Below are 24375 nucleotides of genomic sequence, written 5' to 3' on the forward strand. Positions count from 1 at the left end.
TTATATATTTTTTCAATTGTTAAGTTTAAACCATTTGGTCATTCCTACGCGTGAAATATTTAATAGATGGAATAATCGCAATAGAGACAACTAGAACGCGAAACAATTGAAACGCTGTTACAACGGTACTGTCAGCATGAACTGACGTAGAAATAATCCCCATTTGATCGAGACCACCAGGCACGATACTTAAAAAACTCGTTTTAAAGTCGAGCGGATAAAATTGCATCATTAATAGAGCAAGGCCGTACGCACTTGCGATATATAGAAATGAAGAAACGAACGCGTAGAAAATCAACTTTCTCGATAAGTGAAGATTTTCTTTTTTCAAAAGTAGTCCGATGTATATCCCCATCACAATTTGTGCAATATGAAGTGCGCTCACTGGAATTTCAGGAATTTCGATATTTGCAAGTTGTAAGCCAATAAATAAAAATACTGGACCAAGCATATAGCCAGTAGGGATTTTTATTTTCATTGCTATAAAGCCAGCAATATAACTTAAAGCAAAAAACAGTAAAAACGTAAAATTGTATTGTGTATCTGAAACAGATGTACTCGAGCTGCTGCTACTACCTGCAATAAGTAATGGCACAAAGCCGATAATACAGAGTACACGCAATACTTGATAAAACGTAATCATCGCAATATTTTTACTGCCCTGTTCCTCGGCATAGGCAACAATTTGTGTCATACCACCAGGCACACAGCTAGTAAGTGCGCTAAGTTGATCAACCATCACACGTTTAACTATTACCCAGCTGATGAAAATAAATAAAAGGATATAAAGGACATTTAATGAAATCATTACAGGTAAATAAAGTCGAATATCTGCAAGTGCCTCAAGAGTAAAGGCATGGCCAATTGAATATCCAGCAATAACTAAACCAAAATTCCGAAAGTGTTTATTCCATTTTAAAGGAAGTGGCGTTGTTAATTGTAAAACTAGCACCGTTAGCAATGGACCGAGAAGCCAAGGCATTGGGATATGTAACAATTGAAAAACAAAGGCGCCAATGACACCAAGTACTGTAGTTAATAAATAGCTTTTTGTTATTGCCATAAAGAATACCTCAATTCATAAAAACTTGTTTAATTATTTCATATTCATCCAATTTTTTAAAGGGTTGCAATGAATCAAGGGATGAGGGCAGGGGATAGTAAGTGGTTTCTAGTGCGAAAAATTAATATCGTAAATTTTGATTTTAATACTATAAAATTGGATTCACTGCAAGCCAATAAATTCGAGAAAAAGAATCATCAACGTCAAGAAAATAGCTATTGAGGTGATACTATGGTGCTAAAAGCGGAAGAAAAATCTGCTCTCCACAATGGTGAGCAGATGTTGGCGATTGGAACATTAAATGAAAATCTAAAGAACGTGGAGTGCTGTCTAAAACGATTCGATTTTATAACAGTGAGGTCTATAAACGGGTGGATAAAAATGATAATCGACTAAGCTCAGTTTGCTGAGTATTTGAACAAAATTATTGTTCGATAGCAATTGACCCTTTCGATAGGTAAAAATAAAGTGTTGGAAATAAAATAAAGCTTTGTTTGGAATAAAACTATTAAATACTTCGAAAAAATTGTGCAGCAAAAAAGCCGATTGAAAAATTTCAATCAGCTTCTGTTTTTTAGAATTTTACTGGTTTCAATACCTGCGTTGAAAATTGAGACAACCATTATCAGGAAAAATAGAATCTGTATTGAATGGTTTGCTGTCCAGTATCCCAAGAAGTTCATAAGAACAAGAATAACAAATAAAAGAGCAGTAACTGTGGTTATAAAAATACGAGTCATTTTAATTCCTCCTTCATATGTAAACCATTTACAATAAAAGATTAACATAAACAATTGGGATTTTAAACCATTAAAGTATTATCAAACTGCACAATCCAAAAAAATAAAGAAGAGCACTAAATTGTGCTCTCCTAAACTAACGACGATGTTCTACTAGGTCAATTGCACCTAGAACAATGTGTGCTAATCCGAAACCAAAAATAGTGTTTGCAAACGCTTTGTTCGAGCTATTCCTTTGTTTCATCGCATACCCGGCAGCAGTAACAGCCGAACCTAGTAAAGTTGGGATTAAACCTTCACGAACGTTCATTAGAAATCCCTCCATCATGTTAGTTGGTGTAATCACACCGTTATTATTGTTCCTTAAAAGTAAAATATATATACAGTATTTAGAAAACAACAGCATTATACATATAGCATTGTTATATCTTAGTTTTAAGGGGAGTGAGAGTGACATGGGCAAGGCAGCTTTGGACCTGGCTATCATGTACTGGAAAGATATCTTCAAAGATTTGCACAAAGCTCAACTCATAAACTAAAAAAACTGATACTATCCTAGGAAAAGGACGATATTCAGTAAGAAATATATTTAAAAATAAATTTTGAATGCCAACATGACCCTTTAAAAGTCTTTAATTACAATTGGACGTGTTTATTTAGGAAAAAATCTACTTCTTTTATAAAACTTCTCGCACTATTGACATTTAGCAAGTACGTGCTAGAATGATAAATGACTTCATTGCGTTGAAGCGTTGAAGTTTAAAGCGTGAATTATATCATCTAGGAGTAAACAAAATGTTTTCTATTGAGACAAAAACAAAACCGTCAGTATTCGAAGCATTATTCATTGTAATAATAGTAATTTCAATAATTTCTATTGCGATAGGAAAGCTTGGTGCTACACCACATATTCCTATTTTGTTATCTATTATTCTTCTAATTTTTTACGGGCTACTAAAACGTGTGCCATTTAATATCCTAGAAGATAGTATGAAATCCGGTGCAATTTCAGGAATAGGTGCAATTTATATCTTCTTTTTAATAGGGATACTAATTAGTAGTTGGATTGTAGGCGGAACAATACCAACACTTTTATATATAGGCTTATCCCTCGTAACAGCAAGTTTCTTTTATACAATAGTATTTATAATTACAGCTATCATCGGTACAGCAATTGGCAGTTCACTGACAACTGTAGCGACTGTCGGAGTTGCTTTTATAAGTATTGCAGGTGCTATTGATGCATCGCTTGTCTTGACGGCCGGCGCTATCGTATCCGGTGCATTTTTTGGTGATAAAATGTCGCCATTATCAGATACAACTAATTTAGCTGCGAGCATCGTCAATATTGATTTATTCGAACATATAAAAAATATGAGTTGGACAACTGTTCCTGCGTTTTTCCTTAGCGCTGTCTTATACTCTGTTTTATCTCCTTCTATTTCGGGATTAGATGATACGGCCATTACGTCCTATAAGGCTAGTTTACAAGCAACTAATTTTGTTCATTGGTATGCAATTGTGCCGCTAATTGTCTTGATTATTTGTACATTCATAAAGATGCCAGCGTTTTTAACACTTATTGTAAGCTCACTTGTAGCACTGCTGTTATCAATCTTTCATACTTCATTATCCTTTATGGATTACTGTAAAATTTTATATAGTGGATATGTTTCTGAAACAGGGGTAGAAGTGATTGATTCACTCTTAACTCGTGGTGGAATTAGTAGTATGTTCTTCACGATTATGCTTGTGTTCCTTAGCCTTAGCATGGGTGGGTTATTATTTGCTTTAGGTATTATCCAAACATTACTTAGCAAATTTGACCAATTGCTAAAGTCAGTCGGTGCCCTAATAACAGGTACTGCTTTTACAGCGATTGGTATTAATATATTAGTTGGGGAGCAGTATTTATCGATTTTATTAACAGGTGAGACCTATAAGCAAAAATATAGAGAACTGGGCTTACATCCGAAAAATTTGAGTCGAGTGATGGAAGATGCGGGTACAGTTATTAATCCACTTGTCCCGTGGAGTGTTTGTGGTTTATTTATTGCCTCGATGCTTGACGTTTCCGTGACCGACTATTTGCCTTTTGCGTTCTTTTGCTTATTGAGTCCAGTACTTACTATAATATTTGGATGGTTAAATCTGACAATATCAAAAAAATAAACATACTAACATTAGTAGTGCAAACCAAGGCCATGGTGGGATTGAGTCAATATTCAGAACATTAAGGATAGTATTGTTAAGCAAATGATAAATTAATTATAATAGTTGAGTGAGTAGAAATTTGTGGTTATTTGAATAAAGGTGATTTCTATGAATGAGAAAATATCGTAGACGAAGCGGATTGGGTGGGTTTAGTGGGTATTAGACCCAAAGGGAGTGGTATGGACTTTTCCTTGACACTTTTTGCATAGAATCTTGCATATTTTCATGTAAAAAAGAGCAGCCAAATGGTTGCTCGGTACATTGTATCTATTTTTATAAGTGTTGAAAACTATGTAGAATTAATATAAATGGCCCTACTAGATTTCATATAACACTTAAAAGGAACTGAAAGGATTTTTTCCTTGAAGTCAAAGTGTTAGTTTACTGATTTTTATTGGGGTAATCTGTAATATTAAGATTACTTTTTTCTTTATTGGACCACGCGTAAAGTATTCTATCTCCATTGTTCAATGTAACTTGAACATTATAAAAAAAGGGATAAACTCCTGCTTGTGAACGAAAAACTTCTATTTCTTTCACTTCCTCTTCTGAAATAGACCGATTTTCAATTATATCAAACATAACAGCCACTAATAACTCTTCTCTATCTTCTCTACTTCCAAACTTATAATTTTGATAGTTGAAATATATTAGAGTTCCTATGAAAAGGAAAAAGAAAACAATGGCTAAAAGCCCACTTTTTTTGGCTCTATAATATTTGTTGGGGTTTGAAAAAATTCATAAATAAAAAAGCACGTAATCACCGATTTCTATATACTTGAATTGTCTAGAAACAAGCAATGAAAGGTGATACGTGCAAATGAATTTTAACATGAATATTCCAGGATTAAAAGGTGTAACTGTTCATAAGGTGGAGGAGATGGGGGAACGTATTGTTCTACACGTTTCCATACCAAAAAAAGAACATCAATGTCCGGCATGCAAGAATATAACATCAAAAGTCCATGATTATCGAATTCAAAAAATTAATCATTTAAAATGGTTTGAACGATTAACCGTCCTTTTTTATAAACGTCGTCGTTATGTATGCCAATGTGGGAAACGTTTTTCAGAAAAATCCCCTTTCGTGGATAAATATCAACGTTTCTCGAAAGAATGGAATCAAGTTGTACGAATCCGTTCAATAAAGGCAAAAACATTTAAAGAAGCAGCTGAAGTACTTGGTACATCAAGCTCAACAGTGATTCGTCGCTTTAAAGAAGTAGTAAAGGAACAATTAAATGAAGGGGTTCATTTACCAAAATGTATCGCGATTGATGAATATAAAGCAGATACCGATGCGGGAACTTATCAATTAATTATTGCCAATGCGGAAACACATGAACCAATTGATATTTTACCAAATCGTAGAAAAGAAACCATTAAGGATTACTTGATGAAATACGGTGCAGATGTAGAAATTGTGGTTATGGACATGAATCCAAGCTTTAAAGCAGCAGTTAGGAAGGCGTTAAATCGCCCGATTATTATTGCGGATCGCTTTCATTATTGTCGTTATATTTACTGGGCACTAGATGAAGTACGTCGAAATGTTCAAAAAGAATGGCATGCATATGATCGAAAGAAATGTAAGAAAATGCGTCATGTACTATATAAACGATTTGATAAGTTAACAGAAACGAATCGTTGGTACTTAAATCGTTACATAGGAATGTCGAAGGAACTAAAGCAAGCCTATGAATTAAAAGAAGCTTACTGCGAATGGTTTGATTGGGCAAAAACTTCAAATGATTTGATAGAAATAAAAAAAAGATTAGAAGCCTTTTACCGAAAGGTAGAAGAAGCAAATATTCCGGCATTTTTAAAGGCTATTCAAACGCTAAAAAATTGGCAAGTTGAAATTTTAAATAGTTTAAGTTTTGGATATTCAAATGGTTTTTTAGAAGGAATTAATAATAAATCAAAAGTTTTGAAGCGCAATGCTTATGGTTTTAGAAGCTATGAACACTTTAAAGCGAAAATTTTATTAAATAATTTATATAAGAAAATTGGGGTTCATTTAGGATAATCGGGGTGCCGTGTAATATCACTTCACCCCAACATTTGACATAGAACCCTTTTTTTCAACTCTTCCACCCCCTAAATTTGTAAATAATGTTAAAAAAATAGATTAATAGTTGTAAAACGAGGCGATATACTATATCGTTACTTTTGTAAATATTTTACAATAAAAGGAGTGTTCTATCAATGAAAAGACCATTAAAAACAACAATGTTATTTTTCACAACCTTGATATTAATTTTCGCCTTTAACGTTTCTACTTCTCATGCCAATGTTCAAGAAGATGAGTATCTACTTGAACAAGAAAAACAAGAAAAAATATTTCAAGAAATTATAGAAAGTGTACCTAATGGAACATATTCAGGTAATGATATTACCACTAATGCTCTTGATCCTAGTAGTTATAATCCGCAAGCTGGTGATATATTATATACTCCTAGTACACAATGTAACGATGATAACCGTGAAACTTGTAAAGGGATTACTGGTCATGTTGGGATAGTAAATCCTTCTACAGGAACTGTAACTCATATTCAGGCACCTGGTTATTTACCTAAATCAATATCCTTAAATTCTTGGTTTACTAAATATCCTAAAACTGTAGTTGTGAGACATAAAAATTCTACCAAGGCTTCAAATGCTGCTAAGTGGGCTTATGATTATTATATTTGGGGTGATGGTGCAGAGAAAACTTATAAAGTAACAATAGACCAAGATTTAACAAAAACACTTAGTTTAAATACTACTTATTGCTCGTTAATTGTATGGCAAGCTTATTATTATGGAGCTGGTCAAAAATTATCTCTTAATATTCCTGTAATGCCTGTTCTCTTTGTAAATTACGCACCATATCATGATATGTATGTTTTAATGAAAATAGGATATTGATATAAAAACGTTTACCTTAATTTTTGGTGAATATGTAAAGTCACACTCATACGAGTTGTGGCTTTTTCTAATAATGTCCTAAAAATTAATAGTTGCCATACTTGCCACACTTTCCAAATTACACAAAATCACTACTAATACTTTATACTGTGAGATAGGACGGAGCGGTAAAATATCCGGTCTTACCAAAATCTTCTTCTAAAAAGGAGAAAGACAAGACGACCAACGACACGCGCCGAAAGTTATATCGAAGAAGCGACAACACGATCGTCCCAGTATCTGAGAGGGGTGGTTTTTATGAAATAATATATATAAACATATTTAATTATTATTTAATATTTATAAAGCGAAAAATAAAAAATTCAATATTATTCTTTGATTATTATATTCACAAATTTTTAATTGAGAAGGCAATTGCTAAGTATATCAGTTTTTAACCACAACACAATATCTATTCTATGAGTGAAGCGACCACTTTGAGGAAGGTGGTTGCTTTTTATTATGTTTTGAAATGAGGAGAATGTCTATGAATTATGTGTTATCTTGCGAGAAATGCAAACGTCCTGCGGACTTAGATAAAGGAAAAAGCAAACCTGGAAACAAATTTTGTAACAGCACTTGCAATAATAGCCACTAACTAACGAAGCAGAATAATCAGACCAGTTTTTAAATTCATTTGGTTTTGTGCATTAACAAGATACTGTTGAGCTTTTTTACTATATTTAGCACGTGCTGTAGTTGCATATATAGTACTTGTAAAAGTAGCCAATAGAGATACTCCACTAACGGCAGCAGCCATTGCATTAACCCAACCTTTTGGACCTTTCCATAAATCTTTTTTAACAATCACTGCAAAACTAGCAATTAACAATGCCCAACTTGAAACTACTGAGAAAGTATTTGCTTCCATACTATCAATAATATATTTTTCATAATTCTCAATATAACCTTTAAATTTGTTAAAAGATGCTAATGGGTGATGTAAGTACTGAGATTGAAGAACAAATTGCATCTAAATATGATGTATCTGCAACTGTATTAAAAGCTGGTCACCATGAATCTGATACAAGTAGCTCCGTTTTATTTATTCCCTCTGCATATCGGTCTTTCAAAACTAATGTCCTTTGCTGATGTGTGACAAAGTAAGGCTTGCTCCACATGGTTAGATCTTCATTTAATAGATACACGCCTTCGATATGAGCCCATAAATAGACTCTCATAAAATCACCTACATATTTCAAAAATATGAAATACTATTCTATTACTGTTCATAAACATTTTACTTCATCGATTTTAAATAATATATCAAATTTATGCAAAACACCTTTTTTTAAAATTCGTCACATCGCGGTCACAGGAGATTGAAAAAATAGATATATTTATATTTAATAACAACAAAATAAAAGCCGAAACCCGTTGATATTAAAGGGTTTCAGCGATATGGTCCCGACAGGTCTCGAACCTGCGACCCCCACCTTGTCGAGGTGGTGCTCTCCCAACTGAGCTACAAGACCGATTTAGAATGAAAATGTTATTATTTGTAATTGAATTTTAACATAAGATTGGTTGGAGATAAATACCTAACAATTATTTCTTACAGGGAGATCCTATTGCAGATTGGGCCTGCTCTTGCCATAAAAATCTTTACTTTATGAAAAAATGCGACAAGTCTGATACAAGAACTTGTCGGCTAATTTTGTGCTTAACTTACTGTTTTGTTTCCCAATGCTCTTTAATAAATTCATCACGGCCGGATTTTGCGCGGTCTTCTTTGTAATGTGCTTCTTCCTTTTTATAATAATCTTGATGGTAGTCTTCTGCTTCATAGAATGTAGTAGCTGGTCTAATTTCAGTTACAATCGGCTTTTTGAAACGGCCGCTTTCACCTAACTGTTGCTTAGATTTCTCAGCTAACTGCTGCTGCTCATTCGAGTGATAAAAAATTGCAGTTTTATAAGATTCACCACGATCATGGAATTGTCCGCCATCATCTGTAGGGTCTATTTGCATCCAATAAACCTCTAGCAATTTTTCATAAGGAAAAATAACAGGATCAAATTCGATTTGTACAACCTCTAAATGACCTGTATCGCCTTTTTTAACTTGTTCATATGTTGGATTATCAACTGTACCACCCATATAACCTGAAGTTACTTTATGTATTCCATCCCATTCAACAAATGGTTTTACCATACACCAAAAACAACCACCTGCAAATGTTGCTTTTTCCATTTTTTTACGCCTCCAATGCTTAAAATAAATAGTATTGTATCATGATAGTAATAATCACACAATTCAAAGGATAAATGCAAGATTTCTTTACTTCTGTCGTAGTATAATAATGGAAAAACGAACTTTTCTCAAGTTACTTTCGTCTCGTAATTTGCAAGGGTAAAGGAGTAATTTATTATGGAAGAAAATCAATTACACGAAACGCGTCAGTCTCGTTATAAAAAGAGAAAGTTACGAAAGGGAAGGCTATTATTCACCACATTATTACTACTAGTAGTCGGTATCTCAATTTTTGCAATTTATCAATATCGCAGCGGCTTAAAACTTGCAGATGAAACGAAGTTGCCTGAGGAGGAATTTGTTGCAGATGAAAAACAGGATACAATTACAAACTATTTAATTATTGGAGTAGATAGTAGAGGGGAAGAAAAATCACGATCCGATACAATGATGCTTCTTTCATGGAATAAAGATACAAATGAAATGAAGCTTGTATCCTTCATGCGGGATATATATGCAGAAATACCTGGATATCAATCTTATAAACTTAATACGGCCTACTACTTAGGTGGAGTTCAACTATTAAAAGATACCCTAAACAATATGTTTGATATACCGATTCATCATTATGCATTAATTGATTTTAAAAATTTTGAATCGCTTATTGATATTTTGGCTCCAAATGGAGTTGAAATTGATGTAGAAAAAGATATGTCAGCGCATATTGGCGTCTCACTCTCACAAGGTGTTCAAAACTTAAATGGACAAGAGCTTTTAGGCTATTCTAGATTCCGTCATGACGAAGAAGGGGATTTTGGACGTGTAGAACGTCAGCAAAAAGTTATTGAAGCTTTAAAAGACGAGCTTCTATCACCTAAAAATCTGCCAAACTTACCGAAACTAGTTGGAGCAGCACAAGGATATGTTACTACGGATTTAACAGCTGCAGAAGAATTAAAAACTGTTTTATCGGTAGTTGCAGGAGGAGGTGTCGAAATAGAAAAAATGACTATTCCAGCAGAAGGAACGTTTAGCTATGGCTCCTATAGTCATGCAGGCTCTGTAATAGAAATTGATAAAGAGGAAAATAAAGAATTGCTTCACCAATTTTTACAATTAGAGGGTGAGTAAAGTTTTATCTAAACATGTTCCGTGCTAAAATAAAGATAATTATAAATTTTCATAGTTTAACGAGGTGGTTTTTTGGAAAGAGAAAATGGATATGATGACCGATTACCGCGTAATAAATCATTATTTTCTTCATCGAGATTTATACGATTTTTAGGCGGGAAAAATCTATTATTTTCACTATGTGCTTTACTTTTATTGGGGTTAGTAATATTTGTTTTTGATAAAATCTCTTTTATCTTTTATCCGATTCAAGTTTTATTCGAGGTTGTCATTTTACCAGGTATTTTAGCTATTATTGGCTACTATCTGCTGCGGCCTTTTATTAGGCTCGCTGAAAAAGGCGGAAAAGGGAAGGTGCCTCGTGCACTAGTCATTTTAATTCTTTATGTGATTGTCATTGCGTTAATTACATTACTCGTTTTACTCGTATATCCATTTTTACGTGACCAGTTTATGAATTTAGTGCAAGAGTTTCCAATTTACTTTATGTCTTTAATAGAAACTGTTGTTACTTACTTAAATAATTCAAGCTTTAATGAATTATTTAACAAATTTGATTTAAATTATGACAAAGTATTAACCGATGTAACGAATGATCTTGTAGATACTGTAAAAGAGACATTTACAAATATTGCATCCACTGTTGCTTCAGGAATAACAGGTTTTGTTTCAACATTAACAGGTATCCTGTTGTCCCTAATAACGGTACCGTTTATTCTGTTTTATTTATTATATGAAGGTGAAAAACTTCCGAAATTTATTTTGCGTATTTTCCCACCTCGTATGCGAAATGAAGTAGGGCAAGTAATGAAAGAGATGGATAAGCAAGTAAGTTCTTACATACTTGGACAGATTTTAGTTTCGATATGTATAGGAATTATGATGACAATTGGCTTTTTAATCATCGGTCTTGACTATGCTTTTTTACTTGGTATATTAGCTATGATTACAAGCGTGGTTCCTTATTTAGGACCAGCAATTGCAATAACACCAGCAGTTGTCATCGCTATTGTAACCTCACCATTTATGCTAGTAAAGCTTATTATTGTATGGACAGTTGTTCAGTTAATAGAAGGGAAATTTATAACACCAAATATTATGGGTAAATCTTTATCGATTCATCCGATTACGATTATTTTCGTTTTATTAACAGCAGGTTCATTATTCGGCGTGGCAGGGGTTATTCTAGGTATTCCGGGCTATGCGTTATTAAAAGTTCTAGTTACGCACCTTTATACTACATTTAAAAAGCGTTACAATCGCTTTGAGAAAGATCCTGTAAATAAATATGAAATTTAAACATTTAGGCTAATACAAAATAAAGGCTATTCATGGTTGATAACATGAATAGCCTTTTCATATGAAATTAAATTTTTATCGTAGACTCTAAAGCAAGCAAATGCTGCTAACAAAGTATACTCATTTCTTATAGAGAAATTGTTTTTAAACGTTCGACAGCTTTTTCTAATAATTCAACTGGTTGAACAAGTGCTAAGCGCATATAACCTTCACCTTCAGAACCAAATGTCGTACCAGGTACCATAATAACGCCAGTTTGTTCAATGGCTTTATAAGCAAAGGAAACGCTGTCAATATTATATGGATATTTTGCCCATACAAACATACCGCCGTTTGAAGGAGCTACTTCCCATCCAAGGTCGATCAAGCCTGACATTAATGTATGATGACGTTTTGCAAATGTTGTTCGTAAATTTGCTGTAATTTCTTCAGCGTGATCAAGTGCAAGGGCTGCAGTTGATTGAATCGGGTCAAAAATACCAAAATCTAAATTTGATTTTAATTGTTGAATGATATTAATCATTTCAGCATTTCCCACAATATAAGCTACACGAGCACCAGCTAAACTAAAGCTTTTTGAAAGCGAGTTAATCTCTAACCCAACTTCTTTTGCTCCAGGAGTAGCTAGGAAGCTTATAGGGCCTTCCCCTGTAAAGTAAAATTCAGAATATGCTGCATCGTGCAATACGATAATATTGTATTTTTTTGCAAACTCAACAACTTCACTGAAATATTCAGTAGATGGAGACATTGGCACTGGATTACCAGGCATATTTAAAATTAGCAACTTTGCTTTTTGTGCAATCTCTTCAGGAATTGCCTTCAAATTTGGAACGTATCCTCTGTCAGTATCCAGAGGTATGTAATAAGGCTCGGCTCCTGCTAAACTAATTCCTGCTGCATAGGCAACATAGCCTGGATTTGTTGTTAGTACGATATCACCTGGATCGCAAAACGCAACAGGCAAGTGAACTAAGCCTTCTTGTGAACCAATAGTTTGAACAATTTCTGTTTCAGGATCTAATTCTACTTGATTACAACGTTTATAATAATTCGCTACGGCTTCTCTAAATTTCTTAGATGCTGTTAGTGTATACCCGTATGAAGAGGGGAGTTTACTTAACTCTGACATATGGTTGCGCAGCATTTCATGCGGTGGGATATCAGGGCTGCCTAAACTTAAATCAATTAGCTCAAGTCCTTTTTCTTGCTGCTGCTTAGCATATTTTTTTAAATCGCTAAAAATTGCAGGCTGAAATAATGACATTTTCTTCGATGGAACAATATTCAAGGTGGAACACTCCTTATAAACTTACAAATATAAATCACATTTTAACATAGGAAAAATAAAAATTCGCTATAAAATCAGAAAAAAGAAAAAATATAGGAAATAGAGCGAATGTTAAGAGAAATAAAGGTAGAGAAGCAGTTAATAATTAGTAAACAATAGATTGTTTTTTCAGTTTGGTATAAACTGAGGAAAAACGCTGGAGTGGTTAGATGATTGTTCATTCATTAAGCGGTCCAAGTGGGACAGGGAAGAGTACTAGTGCCATACAATTTGCATACGAGCATCAAATTGAAGCTATTATTGATGACGGATTACTCATTATTAATGGTGAAAAGAAAGCAGGTACTTCAGCAAAATTTGAAAAAAATACAATTACCGCAGTAAGACGCGCCATTTTCCAAGATCACAATCATAAAAAAGAAGTAATCGACGCGATTCACCAGCACAAAGTACAATCTATCCTAATCATTGGGACATCCGACAAAATGACAAAACAGATTGCAAGTCGTCTTGAAATAGCGCCAATTCATTATTTTCATCATATAGAAGAAATAAGAACGAATAAAGAAATACAAATGGCTAAGTTTGTCAGAGGGACGCAGGGCAAACATGTCATGCCTGTTCCTTATAAACAGGTGGAGCAAAATTTCTTTAAGCGATTTATTCAAAGAGGCTTTGATATATTTTCAAAAACAAAGGTAAAGCTCGGAGAAACAACGATTGTTCAACCTGATTTTCATAAACAGGTAGTTAATATTTCAAGGAATGTTTATGTTGATTTAATCAAGCATACAGTTGCACAATGCAGTGTTGTATTAAAAGCTGAAACTGTTCAATTTACGATGAAGCAATTTAATCCAATCATCTATATATCATTAATAGTTAAAGGGCCTGTGAATTATCATCTCGTTAATAAAATACGCGGATTACAGCAAGCAATAGGTGATCAATTTATTCAGCATTTTGAATTTGAACCGCAGGATATTCGAATTTTTGTAAAAGGTATACAGTAAGTTTACGGGAGGGAAGTCATGATTTTGTGATGACTTCCCATGCTTTAATTACGCGTAAACTGTGGCTTACGCTTTTCGACAAATGCGCGGACACCTTCAGGGAAATCATTAGGATCGACAAAGGGTGTAGAGCCCTCCCATAGAACAGGGACAGAATCAACACATTCTTTTACAGAGCGCTTAATCGCAAGAAGTGATGCAGGCGACATCCCTGCTACTAATTTTCCCATTCTGATAGAAAATTTATTTAAGTCCTTTTCTGCAACTAAGTAATTAAGCATGCCTGCTTTATAGGCTTCCTCAGCTTTATAAATTCTTCCGGTAAAAACTAAATCCTTTGTAGCTGATGGACCGACTAAATCAACTAGACGTTTAGCGAATTTATTGTTTATAGTTATTCCTAGCTTGCCAACGGGAATCCCCATACGAGCTTTATCTGAACCAATTCGTATATCACATGCGAGTGCTAGCTCAAGTCCAGCTCCCATTGCAGGACCGTTGATTATACCGATAACAGGAATAGGCAAATTTTCAATTGTAGAGATCGTTTTTTCCATATGAATAAATGCTTCTTCTGCCTTTTCTAAAGAAATAGAATTGAATTCTTTTATATCGGATCCCGCTGTGAAGTTTTCCCCTGAACCACGAAGCAAAAGCACTTTGTTTTTAGGGTTTTCCAACGCCTGCAATGCAATTTTGGAAAGCTGTGTCCACATATTTGCAGTTAATGCATTTTTAAGCTGTGGTCTATGAATGGTAATAATCGCAAGTCCTGCAGTTTCTTGATAAATAATTTTTGCATCTTCCTTTTCTAATCTCATTGTACGAACTTGCATGCAAAAATCCCCCTTAGTTTGTTTCCAATAGTATATACTAGAATAGCTTTTACTCACACATTTTCGGGAAATTTTTACAAAATCTCGATAAACAATAGTTAAATTTTCCATATGTTATTGACAACAGTTACATATTATCCGACACTATATAGTATAAAAAATTACATCCTCACGCACTAAACTTAAAGTAAAACACATGAAAAATGACGCATTAGTCTATAAGGAAGTGATTATGTGAGTTATTTGGAATTTTACAAGGCTTACTTAGTATCTTTAAACAAATCGCCTCATACAATCAAACAGTATTGCATCGATATTGAACAATTTATTAGCTATATTGATAAATGTAATTTGTCATTTGAAAATAGGATTGATTCCACTGTAGAACATTATATAGTTTTTTTGAGTGATACGTATCGTTCCGTATCGAGTTTTAATCGTAAAATAGCTTCCTTAAAACATTTTCTATTTTTTTTAAAATCACGTAATGTAATTCAAGAAATACCGACTGAGCTTTTAATTCCTAAAAAATTAGTTGAACATAATATTGAAACATTACAAGAAGAGCAAATGAAAAAGGTGATTAACTATTGGTTAAATTTGTATAGACGAAGTGACGATGAAGTATACAAATGGATTGCACTTAGAAACTTTTGTATTGTTCGCATCATTTCTGAACTTAGTTTAAAGCCTTCAGAAGTTGTTGAAATGAAATGGTCACATATAAATGATCAGGGTATTAGAATTACTAATCAAAAAAGATCTAGAAGAGTAAAGCTCTCGATAGCGATGTTACAATGGCTCTATATTTATAAAAAAGCTGCAGAGGATTTGTTGCCAGCTAGTTCAGAGATTGATTTTATATGGTTAGGTATTGGAAATAAACAAAACGAACCAATTACTATTAAAACAATTGAGCGACTGTTTCAAGCAATTTCACGAGAAGTTGGCTTTAAAGTTACAGCAACAATGCTGAGGTATTCAACAATAAATAATGAAATAACAAAAAAATCAGATGCAAATCTAGATGAGCTATATAATGAATTTGGATACTCCCGAAAAAGTGTCCTGGTAGACAGGGTTAAAAGATTTACAAAAAATGAATCTAATAATATAAAAGAAAAGTAAGAGGTTTAAAAATGGTTAATTTAAATAGTAGTAGTTTGATTTTAGAAGGCGGTACATTTCGTACAGTTTATACAGCTGGGATTCTTGATGCTATGTTGGATCATGAAATAATGCTGCCTTACATAATTGGAATTTCTGCAGGGGCTATTAATGCATGCTCCTATATTTCAAAGCAAAAAGAAAGAACGTTGCGTGTGTTTGTTGATTATAGACACGATAAACGATATATGGGAATTCGAAATTTCTTAAAAGAAAAAAGTATATTTGGTTTAAACTTTGCTTATGACGTCATACCAAATCAATTAGAGTTATTTGATTGGGATACATATCAAAAATATGAAGGTACCATATTGGTTGGTGTAACAAATGCGCTAACTGGTGAAGTAGAGTACATGAATGCATTGGAAATGGATCATGAGTGTACTTTATTGCGTGCAACATGTGCAATTCCTATTCTTTTTCCTGAAATAAAAATAAATAATATTCCATATTTTGATGGTGGTTTAGCTGATCCAATTCCTATAAAAAAGGCGATTGAGGATGGCTATCAAAAGCATGTGATAATACTAACGCGCCCTAATGGATACCGTAAGGAGTTAGATCGCCAAAGTAAATGGGCTATGCGGCTATTAAAGAAAAAATATCCTAAGCTTGCTGATTTAATAGAGGATCGCATTGATAAATATAATGAGACATTAGACTACTGTGAACAATTAGAAAAAGAGGGGAAGGCGTTTATCTTTCGTCCAGAATATGCAATGAATAGCTTGGAAAAAGATGTAGATATTATGAAGGAAAACTATAACATGGGTTATAGGCTAGGAAATGAACGAGTTGATCAGTTAATGAACTTTATTAATAAATAAAAATAGGAATGTGCTAGTAATGGTTGGCACATGCCTATTTTTTTAGAATAAGATAGTAAATATTGTTAAATGTTTATCAGTACAAGCAGCATAATAGATGAGCTGAAGTATTTGCTTTTATTATTCATAATTTACTTTATAATCTTCAGAGCTCAACCAACGTAATTTTACCTCAAATAGTTTTAAAAATACTAAATTTAAAACTACTGGTAATGCAATGAACAATGTTGATGAAATGATAATACTTTCTAAATTCCAACCAACTAAGTCTAAGTATTTAAGTGGTCCAACAAAACCTGCTAGTCCGAATCCAGCGCTGTATGGTGTTCCAATAACCTCGAATACTCCACCAAGAGCACCTAGAATTGCAGCAGTAAGAATCATTGGAAATGCAATTTTTGGTTTCATAAAGAAATTACGCATTTGAATTTTAGCAGATGCAATATGTGCGATAGCTGTACCAAAATTATTTGCACGATAGCTTGCAATACACATTCCTACTCCAGAAGCACAAACTCCTAAATTTGCAGCACCAGCACCGATGCCTGAAAGCATAATAACTGTTGCAACGCCAATAGTAGAAATAGGTGATAAGATTAACACCGAGAAAATCATAGCAATCAAAGCACCCATGATCACTGGCTGTAAATCTGTTAAATACATGATTCCTTCACCAATTAGTAAAGAACCGTTTTTTACATATGGAAGTATTGAAAGACCAATGATACCAGGTATGAAAATAGTTAAAGCAGGCATGGCAAGTAAAGTCCATTCCTTTAATCTTGAACCTAAGAATTGCACGAATAGTATAGCGATTGCAGTTGTAATCGCTATATTTATAACTGTTCCGATTCCAGCAATTGTGAATGTGCCATCCTCTGTAATAGTAGTAACTCCACTTCCGATAAAGGCTGCTAATCCAACCGAACATGTTTGGATGGGAGTTAATTTAAATTGAATACCGGCCATTACACCAATAACTACAGGAAGTAAACTCATTACAATAATCGATACGTTTAAAACGGTTTGTAAAAATGGTGCATAAGGAATAATTAATTTTAATATTTCACCTACGAGAGCATTTGGAATTAAACATACAACAATACCTAAACTCATTCCTGTTAATAACTTATTAAAAAATTCTTTCATAACAAATCTCAATTCCTCTCTTAGATGTTAACGTCAAATGTTAGTAAAAATTATTATATAAGTTTAGAAGATTAATTCAACTGTTAATATTCTGATAAATATATTGAGTGAGGAAAAAAGAACTATTTTGCGAATGATGACGTTTTCAAATAGAATATAACTTTATAATTAAAATAACGAAAAGTTCTTATCGAAATAGAAAGATAATAATATTTTAAATTATTTTTAACTGTTTTCTAATGGAATGAATAGAAAAGAAAGTATATAGTTAATATTGTTTTGCAAAAAAGGTAAAATAATATGTGAAAAGATATATAAGGAGAGAATCAATTATGTTAAAAGAAACTGTTTTTGAACAATTAAAAATTGCGATGAAGGAAAAAAATATTGTAGCCAAGGGTGTCCTTACTCTATTGAAGTCGGCTCTGGATAAAGCAGAAAAGGAAAAGGGTACACAATTAACAGAAGAAGAAGAAGTGGCTGTTGTTAATCGTGAAATTAAACAAACAAATCAATCATTGGATGGTGCTAAACAGGCAAACCGTGAAGACTTAATTGAAAAGGAAGAATTAAAATTATCGATTTTAAAAGGTTTTTTACCGAAGCAATTATCTGAAGAAGAAATAATTCAAGTTCTAGGAGAAGCTGGTGTTGTAAAAGGAATGAATATGGGGGAAGCAATGAAGATTGCAAAACCATTACTTGCTGGCAAAGCTGATGGTGCAACTATTTCAAAAGTTGTAAAAGAATTAATTTCATAAATTATTTATAAATAATGAACTCATGCAAATGCGTGAGTTCAGGTTGTTGACAAAAGACCTTCAGAATGGGCTTATTCTGAAGGTCTTTTGTAATTTTAATAGATTATTGGGTATTTAACCGACTTATTTGGGGTAAAAACACTCTTCGAGTATTATATTTTAGGCCATTTCTGAAGCTTGCCACGTCCAATTAGCAAGCTTTTTTAAATTCATGGCAGCAAAAGTAAGCATCGCCTGCATAGACAATTTTTTAATTCCACGTAGGGTTGTCCATCGCATACCATGCTTTTCTTTTGCATCTGCAAAGACACGTTCAATCGTTTCTTTACGTCTAGCATATATTTGTTTGATATCACTTTGATGACGAAGATGATCCGCTTCCTCTACATGATGTGCCCAAATATGACGTTCAATGATTTTTCTGTGATCCTTACTACTTGTACATTGAGTAAGTAAAGGACAGTTTACACACTGAGTAGGGTTTGATTTATATTGGCGTTTCCCATCTTTAGTCGTTGTCGTATATTTAAGGACTTGCCCTTCCGGGCAAAGATAGCAATCATAATACTCATCATAGACATATTCATGTTTGCGTAAAAATCCATCCTTTGTTTTTGGTCGTGTATAAGGAAGTGCTGGTTGAATATCATGTTCAAATAAGAATTTAGTAATCGCAGGTGTTTTATAAGCAGCATCGGCAGCAACAGCAAGTGGCTTTTTCACTTTTTCCATTACCTTTTCAACAAGTGGTTGAAGCATATGACTATCATGAACATTACCAGGTGTCACAATTGATCCGAGTATAAATCCATAGCGGTCAGCTGCCGCATGAAATGAGTAAGCAAACTGCTTAGTTCGTTCATCTTTTACATAGTAGCCACTTTCAGGGTCTGTCGTACTTTCTTTAATTTCCTTTATCTCTTCTTTTTCAAATTTATCTGGTGGGAATGGTTTCTTCCCATGATCAATCCGATCTTGATTCAATTCTTCTTGAAGTTTAGCTTCATATGCCCGAGTCTCTTTACGTACCATCTTCTTCTCGAATTTACGTTTATTCGCACTCGCTTTAACATGCGTTGAATCGATGAAAACATGGTCAGCACTTAGTAATCCTTTATCAGCAATTTCTTTAAGTATTCGATAGAAAATCTGTTCAAAGATATCTGTGTCTTGAAAACGACGTTCATAGTTTTTACCGAAGGTTGAAAAGTGTGGTACTTCTGAATGGAAGCCAAATCCTAAAAACCATCGATACGCCATATTCGTTTCGATTTCTTTTATTGTTTGACGCATTGAACGGATTCCAAATACATATTGAACAAATGTCATTTTGATTAATACGACTGGGTCAACACTCGGGCGACCTAATTTAGAATACAGCGGTTCTACTAGTGGATAGATGAAAGAATAATCAATGGCTGATTCAAGCTTTCTAACAAGATGGTCTTTTGGTACAAGTTCTTCAATCGTAATCATCTCAATTTGATCGCGTTCATTTATTTGATTTTTCGACATCATTTCCATTCACCTCAACGTATATTTAGAAGTAGTTGATTGTAGTGTAGGCGGCGACTCCTGCGGGAAAAGCGTGACGGCCGATACCCCGCAGGAGCGTAGCGACGAGGAGGATTGGCCCACGCCCGCGGAAAGCGTCCGCCGAAACGGAAATCAACTAACTTATTCAAAAAGGGTTATTAATTTTATTTTAAAAGAAAAAAGACTGTAGGCAAACTCGAATTTTCGAGTTTGTCTACAGTCTGAACTCATGCAAATGCGTGAGTTTTTTTCTATTTATGAAAGTAAATAATTTGAATAGAAAGATGTCAGCACCAATATTCCAGGTACTATTCGTCATAAAGGAGATGGGTTTCTGAGCTAAAAAGCTTATCTAGTATAGGCATTTACCACAAGGTTTAGGCAAAAATGTCGATCGGAATTTGCAGATATTATGGGGAAAACACATTGTAAATTGATTGTTTAACCGACAGCACAGCAAAAGATTACTAATCTTTTAAATTTTTCAGAAAAATGTTTGACAAGTAAAACAAACTGTACTATATTAATTTCATAAATGCCAAACTGTTATAGTACAACTGAGAAAGGAAGATCTTTATGTCAATGTATCAAGAAGGCTATGAATATTATGTTTCTAAGTGCGAGGATTTTGGATTGCAACCAATCAATTTTTACTATTATGTACAACTATTATCTCAGGAGCAGCTTGATGCTTTTAACCAACAAGCTAAAGAATTGCAAGGGAGAATTCAATGTTTCAAAGGTTAATAATGCCGCAATTTAAAAAATGATTTGATATCCTGATATATTCTTATATCAAACGAGCCGAATAGAAAAGGGGACTTGGTTTTGAATAAGAAAGATATATTCTTTAACAACCTGCCTTCTAAATATGGCAAGGTTGTTTTTTAATATCACAAGAGCTTTCCTATAATTATTAAATCTATATGAGCACTTAAATCTCAACTATTTATTGCAAATTTCGACAATTGTCTATTATATATTTATTTTAAGTATTATAATATTTTAAATATAATACTTTCGAGTTGCATACTCTAAGTAATTGGTGATGGAGGAAATATGAAAATGGTTCAACAAATACATCGTTGGAATATAGTTGTGAAGAATTAAAAGACATAAAAGCTGCTCTAGATGAATCTGTCATCCTGGCTGTAACAGATTCAGTAGGTAATATAACTGCTGTTAATGAACGCTTTTGTGAAATCTCTAAATACGCTAGAGATGAATTAATAGGTCAAAACCATCGTATTTTAAACTCTGGTTTCCATCCAAAAAATTTTTTTAAAGAAATGTGGAGAACAATTGGCAGTGGAAAGACATGGCACGGTGAAATTTGCAATCGTGCAAAAGACGGTTCACTTTATTGGGTTCAAACAACGATTGTTCCTTTTTTTAATGAAAAGGGAAAGCCATATCAATATATTTCAATTCGAACAGATATTACAGCACAGAAAAATATTAAACTTTTAACGTATTATGCAAATCATGATGATTTAACAGGATTACCAAATCGTCGAAATTTATCAAGAAGAATCAGTCAGCAAATTGAAATTTGCAATCACAACAAAACCAAATTTGCTGTATATTTTATAGATGTGAATCGTTTTCGCAAAATAAATGATGCATTAGGGCATAATGTTGGTGATTTATTTTTAGTTGAAGTAGCAGAACGCTTTAAGTCCATCGATCCATCAAAAAATTCCTTTTATCGGTTATACGGAGATGAATTTGTATTTATACTAGAAAATATAGACGAAATACATAATATGGCACAAAAAATAATGAAATTATTTGAAAAGCCGTTCCATTTTAATAATTATGAGTTTTATACAAGTGTTTGTATTGGTATAAGTATTTTTCCAGATCACGGTACAGATATTGAAAATTTATTTATTAGTGCTGATATGGCCATGTATGCTGGTAAAAATAAAAGAGGCAATCAATACGTGGTTTATAAAAAGAATAATAATGGTATGAATGACCATGCTTTGATGCTTGAAACAAAATTGCATCAAGCAATTAAAAATAATATATTAGAGCTTCATTATCAGCCTAAAATAGATACGAAGTCTGAAAAGATGGTTGGAATGGAAGCATTGCTTCGCTGGTACGATGATGATTTAGGCAGTATCCCTCCAAATAAATTTATTCCCTTTGCTGAGGATTGCGGTTTGATTTGTGATATTGGGGAATGGGTGCTGCGAAATGCATCTTTGCAAATCGAAGAATGGAATGAACAATACCATCAAAATTTAAAAGTGGCCGTCAATATTTCACCAATTCAATTTCAGGAGCCAAATTTTATAGAAAGACTTATTAATATCCTAGAAGAAACAAATGTAAATCCATCATTTTTAGAAATTGAAATAACAGAATTAACCTTAATGGATAATGATGATTTTATTCATAAAATTAAGACAATGAAGGAATTAGGACTCACAGTTGCCATTGATGATTTTGGGACAGGTTATAGCTCATTAAGTTATTTGAAGAAGTTTCCTATTGATGTATTAAAAATTGATCGATCATTCATTGTTAATATGAGAGAAGGGGAATCAGGTATTGCAATGGTTGCTGCTATTATCTCTTTAGCACATGCTTTAAAAATGGAAGTTGTCGCTGAAGGTGTAGAGTTGAAAAGTGAACTGGAAATTTTAAGAAAATATAATTGTGAATATGTACAGGGCTACTACTTTAGTAAGCCATTAAATACGACAGATTTTACTAAAAAACTGGAACAAAAAATTTCGATATAAAAAAGAGGTGCCGTACATAAAGTCGTTTTACGACGGCACCTTCACCTATATTATTCACTTAATAAATTTTGAAGCCGTTCATATTCTTCGTTTCCAACAAAATCGTAATATTGGTAAAGTAAATCAGAATCAACTTTTATTGTATCTTTAAAGTTTAAGTAAAGCTCTTCTGTTAAATGACGAATGATGATAGGGACTGGTTTGTTATGATTAAATTGATTCATATGTTTTTTTATAAATGCCTCAGAAAGTTCGCACCATAAATTATAGCCTAGAGCTTCAAAATCAATATAATGTAAATGTTCATTGAGAAAATCTTCCGTTAAGTATGCATTATATTGACATGCTGTTGTCCAATCTAATTTCTCACGGTAGCGGTGCAGCCAATGAGGTTCAAGTACAGCACTGATGAGAGAAACTTGCTGTTTGGTATATTGATTAAATATTACATCCATCTCTTTATTGGTATGTTTTTTAAATCCATAATCATCATATATTTGGCTTGCTAGAGATGGAATTCCTTTCACCATATGTTCGCTGCCATACCATTTGTATTGACCACGATCATATTCGAAAAATTGGTAATCAAGAATTTCCTCTTCTTCATTATCATCCTCGTCATCTAAAAGATGCACTGTACTATACTCGCTAAAATATGTTTCATCTTCGATAAACATTTCTATTTCTTCTTCAAAATGTTCATTGATTTTTAGTTTTTGTCGTTTTAATTCATCAACAATATATTTTTTAAATGAAGCAGAAAGACGAGATAGAACAGGGTAGTTATATTGCAAAGATGAAACATCAACCTTATCTAGATGATCAATTAAGTATTTCTCGGTTAGTTGATCACAAGCATAACAAATATAAGCAAAATCTACATAATCAAGATATGCTTCAAATTCTGATGGATGGAGCTTTACAAGGTTATAGCGCCAAAAACAATAGTCATGAATAAACTTCTTAGTCAAATGTGGATTTGCATCAAGGATCTGATTCATATCAAGTTCATCAATAATTGGTCCTACATATGATGGGATGCAGTCAACGGAAAACCCTTCTGGAAAATTCAGCTTTTCTAACGTTTTTTTCGGGTTGAATTTTTTTCTTCTACTACGGTTTGTTTTAAAGCTATATGTGCCGATTGAACCGCGTTCATCAAGTAAAATATATGCTAATTCTTGTTTTTGATCTCTTGTTAACTTTATATTTTTTGGAAATTTAACAGACGCATAGTACGTAATATTCGCCATATCATAAAAAAACTTATAATCGCCTTCTGGAGTAAATTCAGAGCGTGACGTGTTTTTTTTCCAATATAATAGAGCCCCATTGATAGGGGGATAGTTTGAGAATTGTATATTTGCGATAGAAAAAATATTATGTGATAGAGATTCATCATAGACTGTTTTAATAAATTCAATATTTTTAATTTTTAGCATGCTTTACC

The 24375-nt window shown here is 33.3% G+C and carries 22 protein-coding genes and 1 tRNA gene; 11 read left to right on the forward strand and 12 right to left on the reverse strand.

Annotated features, from left to right (window positions below; all coding sequences use genetic code 11):
* Positions 1–25: 25 nt before the first annotated feature.
* Both MKY04_RS10065 and MKY04_RS10070 read right to left on the reverse strand, forming a co-directional pair.
* Positions 26–1063 carry an AbrB family transcriptional regulator gene (locus MKY04_RS10065; protein ID WP_126294395.1) on the reverse strand — a complete coding sequence of 346 codons (1038 nt, stop codon included), beginning with the start codon at positions 1061–1063 and terminating at the stop codon, positions 26–28.
* Between the two features lie 876 nt (positions 1064–1939).
* Positions 1940–2113 carry an asparagine synthase gene (locus MKY04_RS10070; protein ID WP_126294397.1) on the reverse strand — a complete coding sequence of 58 codons (174 nt, stop codon included), beginning with the start codon at positions 2111–2113 and terminating at the stop codon, positions 1940–1942.
* A 485-nt stretch (positions 2114–2598) separates the two neighbouring features.
* Between MKY04_RS10070 and nhaC the strand changes: the two genes are divergently transcribed.
* The gene (gene nhaC / locus MKY04_RS10075; protein WP_346235802.1) at positions 2599–3975 is read left to right on the forward strand and encodes a Na+/H+ antiporter NhaC; all 1377 of its coding nucleotides are present in this window, start codon (positions 2599–2601) and stop codon (positions 3973–3975) included.
* Positions 3976–4398: 423 nt separating this feature from the next.
* Here the strand turns inward: nhaC and MKY04_RS10080 are convergent, their stop codons facing one another.
* Positions 4399–4608: a hypothetical protein gene (locus tag MKY04_RS10080; protein ID WP_346235803.1), complete on the reverse strand. Its 210-nt coding sequence runs from the start codon at positions 4606–4608 to the stop codon at positions 4399–4401.
* Positions 4609–4831: 223 nt separating this feature from the next.
* Between MKY04_RS10080 and MKY04_RS10085 the strand changes: the two genes are divergently transcribed.
* Both MKY04_RS10085 and MKY04_RS10090 read left to right on the forward strand, forming a co-directional pair.
* Positions 4832–6046: an ISL3 family transposase gene (locus MKY04_RS10085; protein ID WP_346234469.1), complete on the forward strand. Its 1215-nt coding sequence runs from the start codon at positions 4832–4834 to the stop codon at positions 6044–6046.
* Positions 6047–6225: 179 nt separating this feature from the next.
* Complete coding sequence (locus MKY04_RS10090) at positions 6226–6927, forward strand: hypothetical protein (protein ID WP_126294400.1); 702 nt, start codon at positions 6226–6228, stop codon at positions 6925–6927.
* A 637-nt stretch (positions 6928–7564) separates the two neighbouring features.
* Here MKY04_RS10090 and MKY04_RS10095 read toward each other — a convergent pair.
* The 4 genes from MKY04_RS10095 to msrA all read right to left on the reverse strand — a co-directional run bounded on the left by MKY04_RS10095 (position 7565) and on the right by msrA (position 9159).
* On the reverse strand, positions 7565–7939 hold the full coding sequence (locus MKY04_RS10095) for a hypothetical protein (RefSeq protein ID WP_185807716.1): 375 nt from the start codon (positions 7937–7939) through the stop codon (positions 7565–7567).
* A gap of 37 nt (positions 7940–7976) precedes the next feature.
* Entirely contained in the window at positions 7977–8147 is a 171-nt protein-coding gene (locus tag MKY04_RS10100) for a hypothetical protein (RefSeq protein WP_346235804.1), read from the reverse strand.
* A 221-nt stretch (positions 8148–8368) separates the two neighbouring features.
* Positions 8369–8441: transfer RNA gene (locus tag MKY04_RS10105), tRNA-Val, on the reverse strand.
* 193 nt (positions 8442–8634) lie between these two features.
* A complete protein-coding gene (gene msrA, locus MKY04_RS10110; RefSeq protein WP_126294405.1) occupies positions 8635–9159 on the reverse strand; it encodes a peptide-methionine (S)-S-oxide reductase MsrA in 525 nt (174 codons plus the stop codon).
* Positions 9160–9336: 177 nt separating this feature from the next.
* Here msrA and MKY04_RS10115 point away from each other — a divergent pair, with 177 nt between their 5' ends.
* Positions 9337–10290: an LCP family protein gene (locus MKY04_RS10115; protein WP_126294406.1), complete on the forward strand. Its 954-nt coding sequence runs from the start codon at positions 9337–9339 to the stop codon at positions 10288–10290.
* Between the two features lie 72 nt (positions 10291–10362).
* Entirely contained in the window at positions 10363–11589 is a 1227-nt protein-coding gene (locus tag MKY04_RS10120) for an AI-2E family transporter (protein ID WP_126294407.1), read from the forward strand.
* Between the two features lie 127 nt (positions 11590–11716).
* Here the strand turns inward: MKY04_RS10120 and MKY04_RS10125 are convergent, their stop codons facing one another.
* A complete protein-coding gene (locus MKY04_RS10125) occupies positions 11717–12880 on the reverse strand; it encodes an aminotransferase class I/II-fold pyridoxal phosphate-dependent enzyme (protein WP_126294408.1) in 1164 nt (387 codons plus the stop codon).
* A gap of 209 nt (positions 12881–13089) precedes the next feature.
* Between MKY04_RS10125 and MKY04_RS10130 the strand changes: the two genes are divergently transcribed.
* Complete coding sequence (locus MKY04_RS10130) at positions 13090–13893, forward strand: ATP-binding protein (RefSeq protein ID WP_346235805.1); 804 nt, start codon at positions 13090–13092, stop codon at positions 13891–13893.
* A gap of 44 nt (positions 13894–13937) precedes the next feature.
* On the opposite strand, the gene MKY04_RS10135 is transcribed toward MKY04_RS10130, so the two are convergent.
* Entirely contained in the window at positions 13938–14729 is a 792-nt protein-coding gene (locus tag MKY04_RS10135; protein WP_346235806.1) for an enoyl-CoA hydratase/isomerase family protein, read from the reverse strand.
* A 234-nt stretch (positions 14730–14963) separates the two neighbouring features.
* Between MKY04_RS10135 and MKY04_RS10140 the strand changes: the two genes are divergently transcribed.
* Together MKY04_RS10140 and MKY04_RS10145 are read left to right on the forward strand one after the other, a co-directional pair.
* Positions 14964–15857, forward strand: coding sequence for a tyrosine-type recombinase/integrase (locus MKY04_RS10140; protein WP_346235807.1), 894 nt, complete (start codon positions 14964–14966; stop codon positions 15855–15857).
* Between the two features lie 11 nt (positions 15858–15868).
* Positions 15869–16723 carry a patatin family protein gene (locus MKY04_RS10145; RefSeq protein ID WP_346235808.1) on the forward strand — a complete coding sequence of 285 codons (855 nt, stop codon included), beginning with the start codon at positions 15869–15871 and terminating at the stop codon, positions 16721–16723.
* 120 nt (positions 16724–16843) lie between these two features.
* On the opposite strand, the gene MKY04_RS10150 is transcribed toward MKY04_RS10145, so the two are convergent.
* Positions 16844–17872, reverse strand: coding sequence for a PTS sugar transporter subunit IIC (locus tag MKY04_RS10150; RefSeq protein ID WP_346235809.1), 1029 nt, complete (start codon positions 17870–17872; stop codon positions 16844–16846).
* Positions 17873–18204: 332 nt separating this feature from the next.
* Here MKY04_RS10150 and MKY04_RS10155 point away from each other — a divergent pair, with 332 nt between their 5' ends.
* Positions 18205–18633, forward strand: coding sequence for a GatB/YqeY domain-containing protein (locus MKY04_RS10155; RefSeq protein WP_126294413.1), 429 nt, complete (start codon positions 18205–18207; stop codon positions 18631–18633).
* 159 nt (positions 18634–18792) lie between these two features.
* Here the strand turns inward: MKY04_RS10155 and MKY04_RS10160 are convergent, their stop codons facing one another.
* Entirely contained in the window at positions 18793–20151 is a 1359-nt protein-coding gene (locus MKY04_RS10160) for an IS1182 family transposase (protein WP_346235867.1), read from the reverse strand.
* A 594-nt stretch (positions 20152–20745) separates the two neighbouring features.
* Between MKY04_RS10160 and MKY04_RS10165 the strand changes: the two genes are divergently transcribed.
* Together MKY04_RS10165 and MKY04_RS10170 are read left to right on the forward strand one after the other, a co-directional pair.
* Positions 20746–20916 (forward strand): transcriptional regulator, encoded by a 171-nt coding sequence (locus tag MKY04_RS10165; RefSeq protein ID WP_126296258.1) that lies wholly within the window; start codon positions 20746–20748, stop codon positions 20914–20916.
* 338 nt (positions 20917–21254) lie between these two features.
* Positions 21255–22925: a putative bifunctional diguanylate cyclase/phosphodiesterase gene (locus MKY04_RS10170; protein WP_346235810.1), complete on the forward strand. Its 1671-nt coding sequence runs from the start codon at positions 21255–21257 to the stop codon at positions 22923–22925.
* 50 nt (positions 22926–22975) lie between these two features.
* On the opposite strand, the gene MKY04_RS10175 is transcribed toward MKY04_RS10170, so the two are convergent.
* A complete protein-coding gene (locus MKY04_RS10175; protein WP_126296260.1) occupies positions 22976–24367 on the reverse strand; it encodes a nucleoside-diphosphate sugar epimerase in 1392 nt (463 codons plus the stop codon).
* Positions 24368–24375: the final 8 nt, after the last annotated feature.

This window comes from Lysinibacillus telephonicus, assembly GCF_039654155.1.
Classification (GTDB): domain Bacteria; phylum Bacillota; class Bacilli; order Bacillales_A; family Planococcaceae; genus Ureibacillus; species Ureibacillus telephonicus.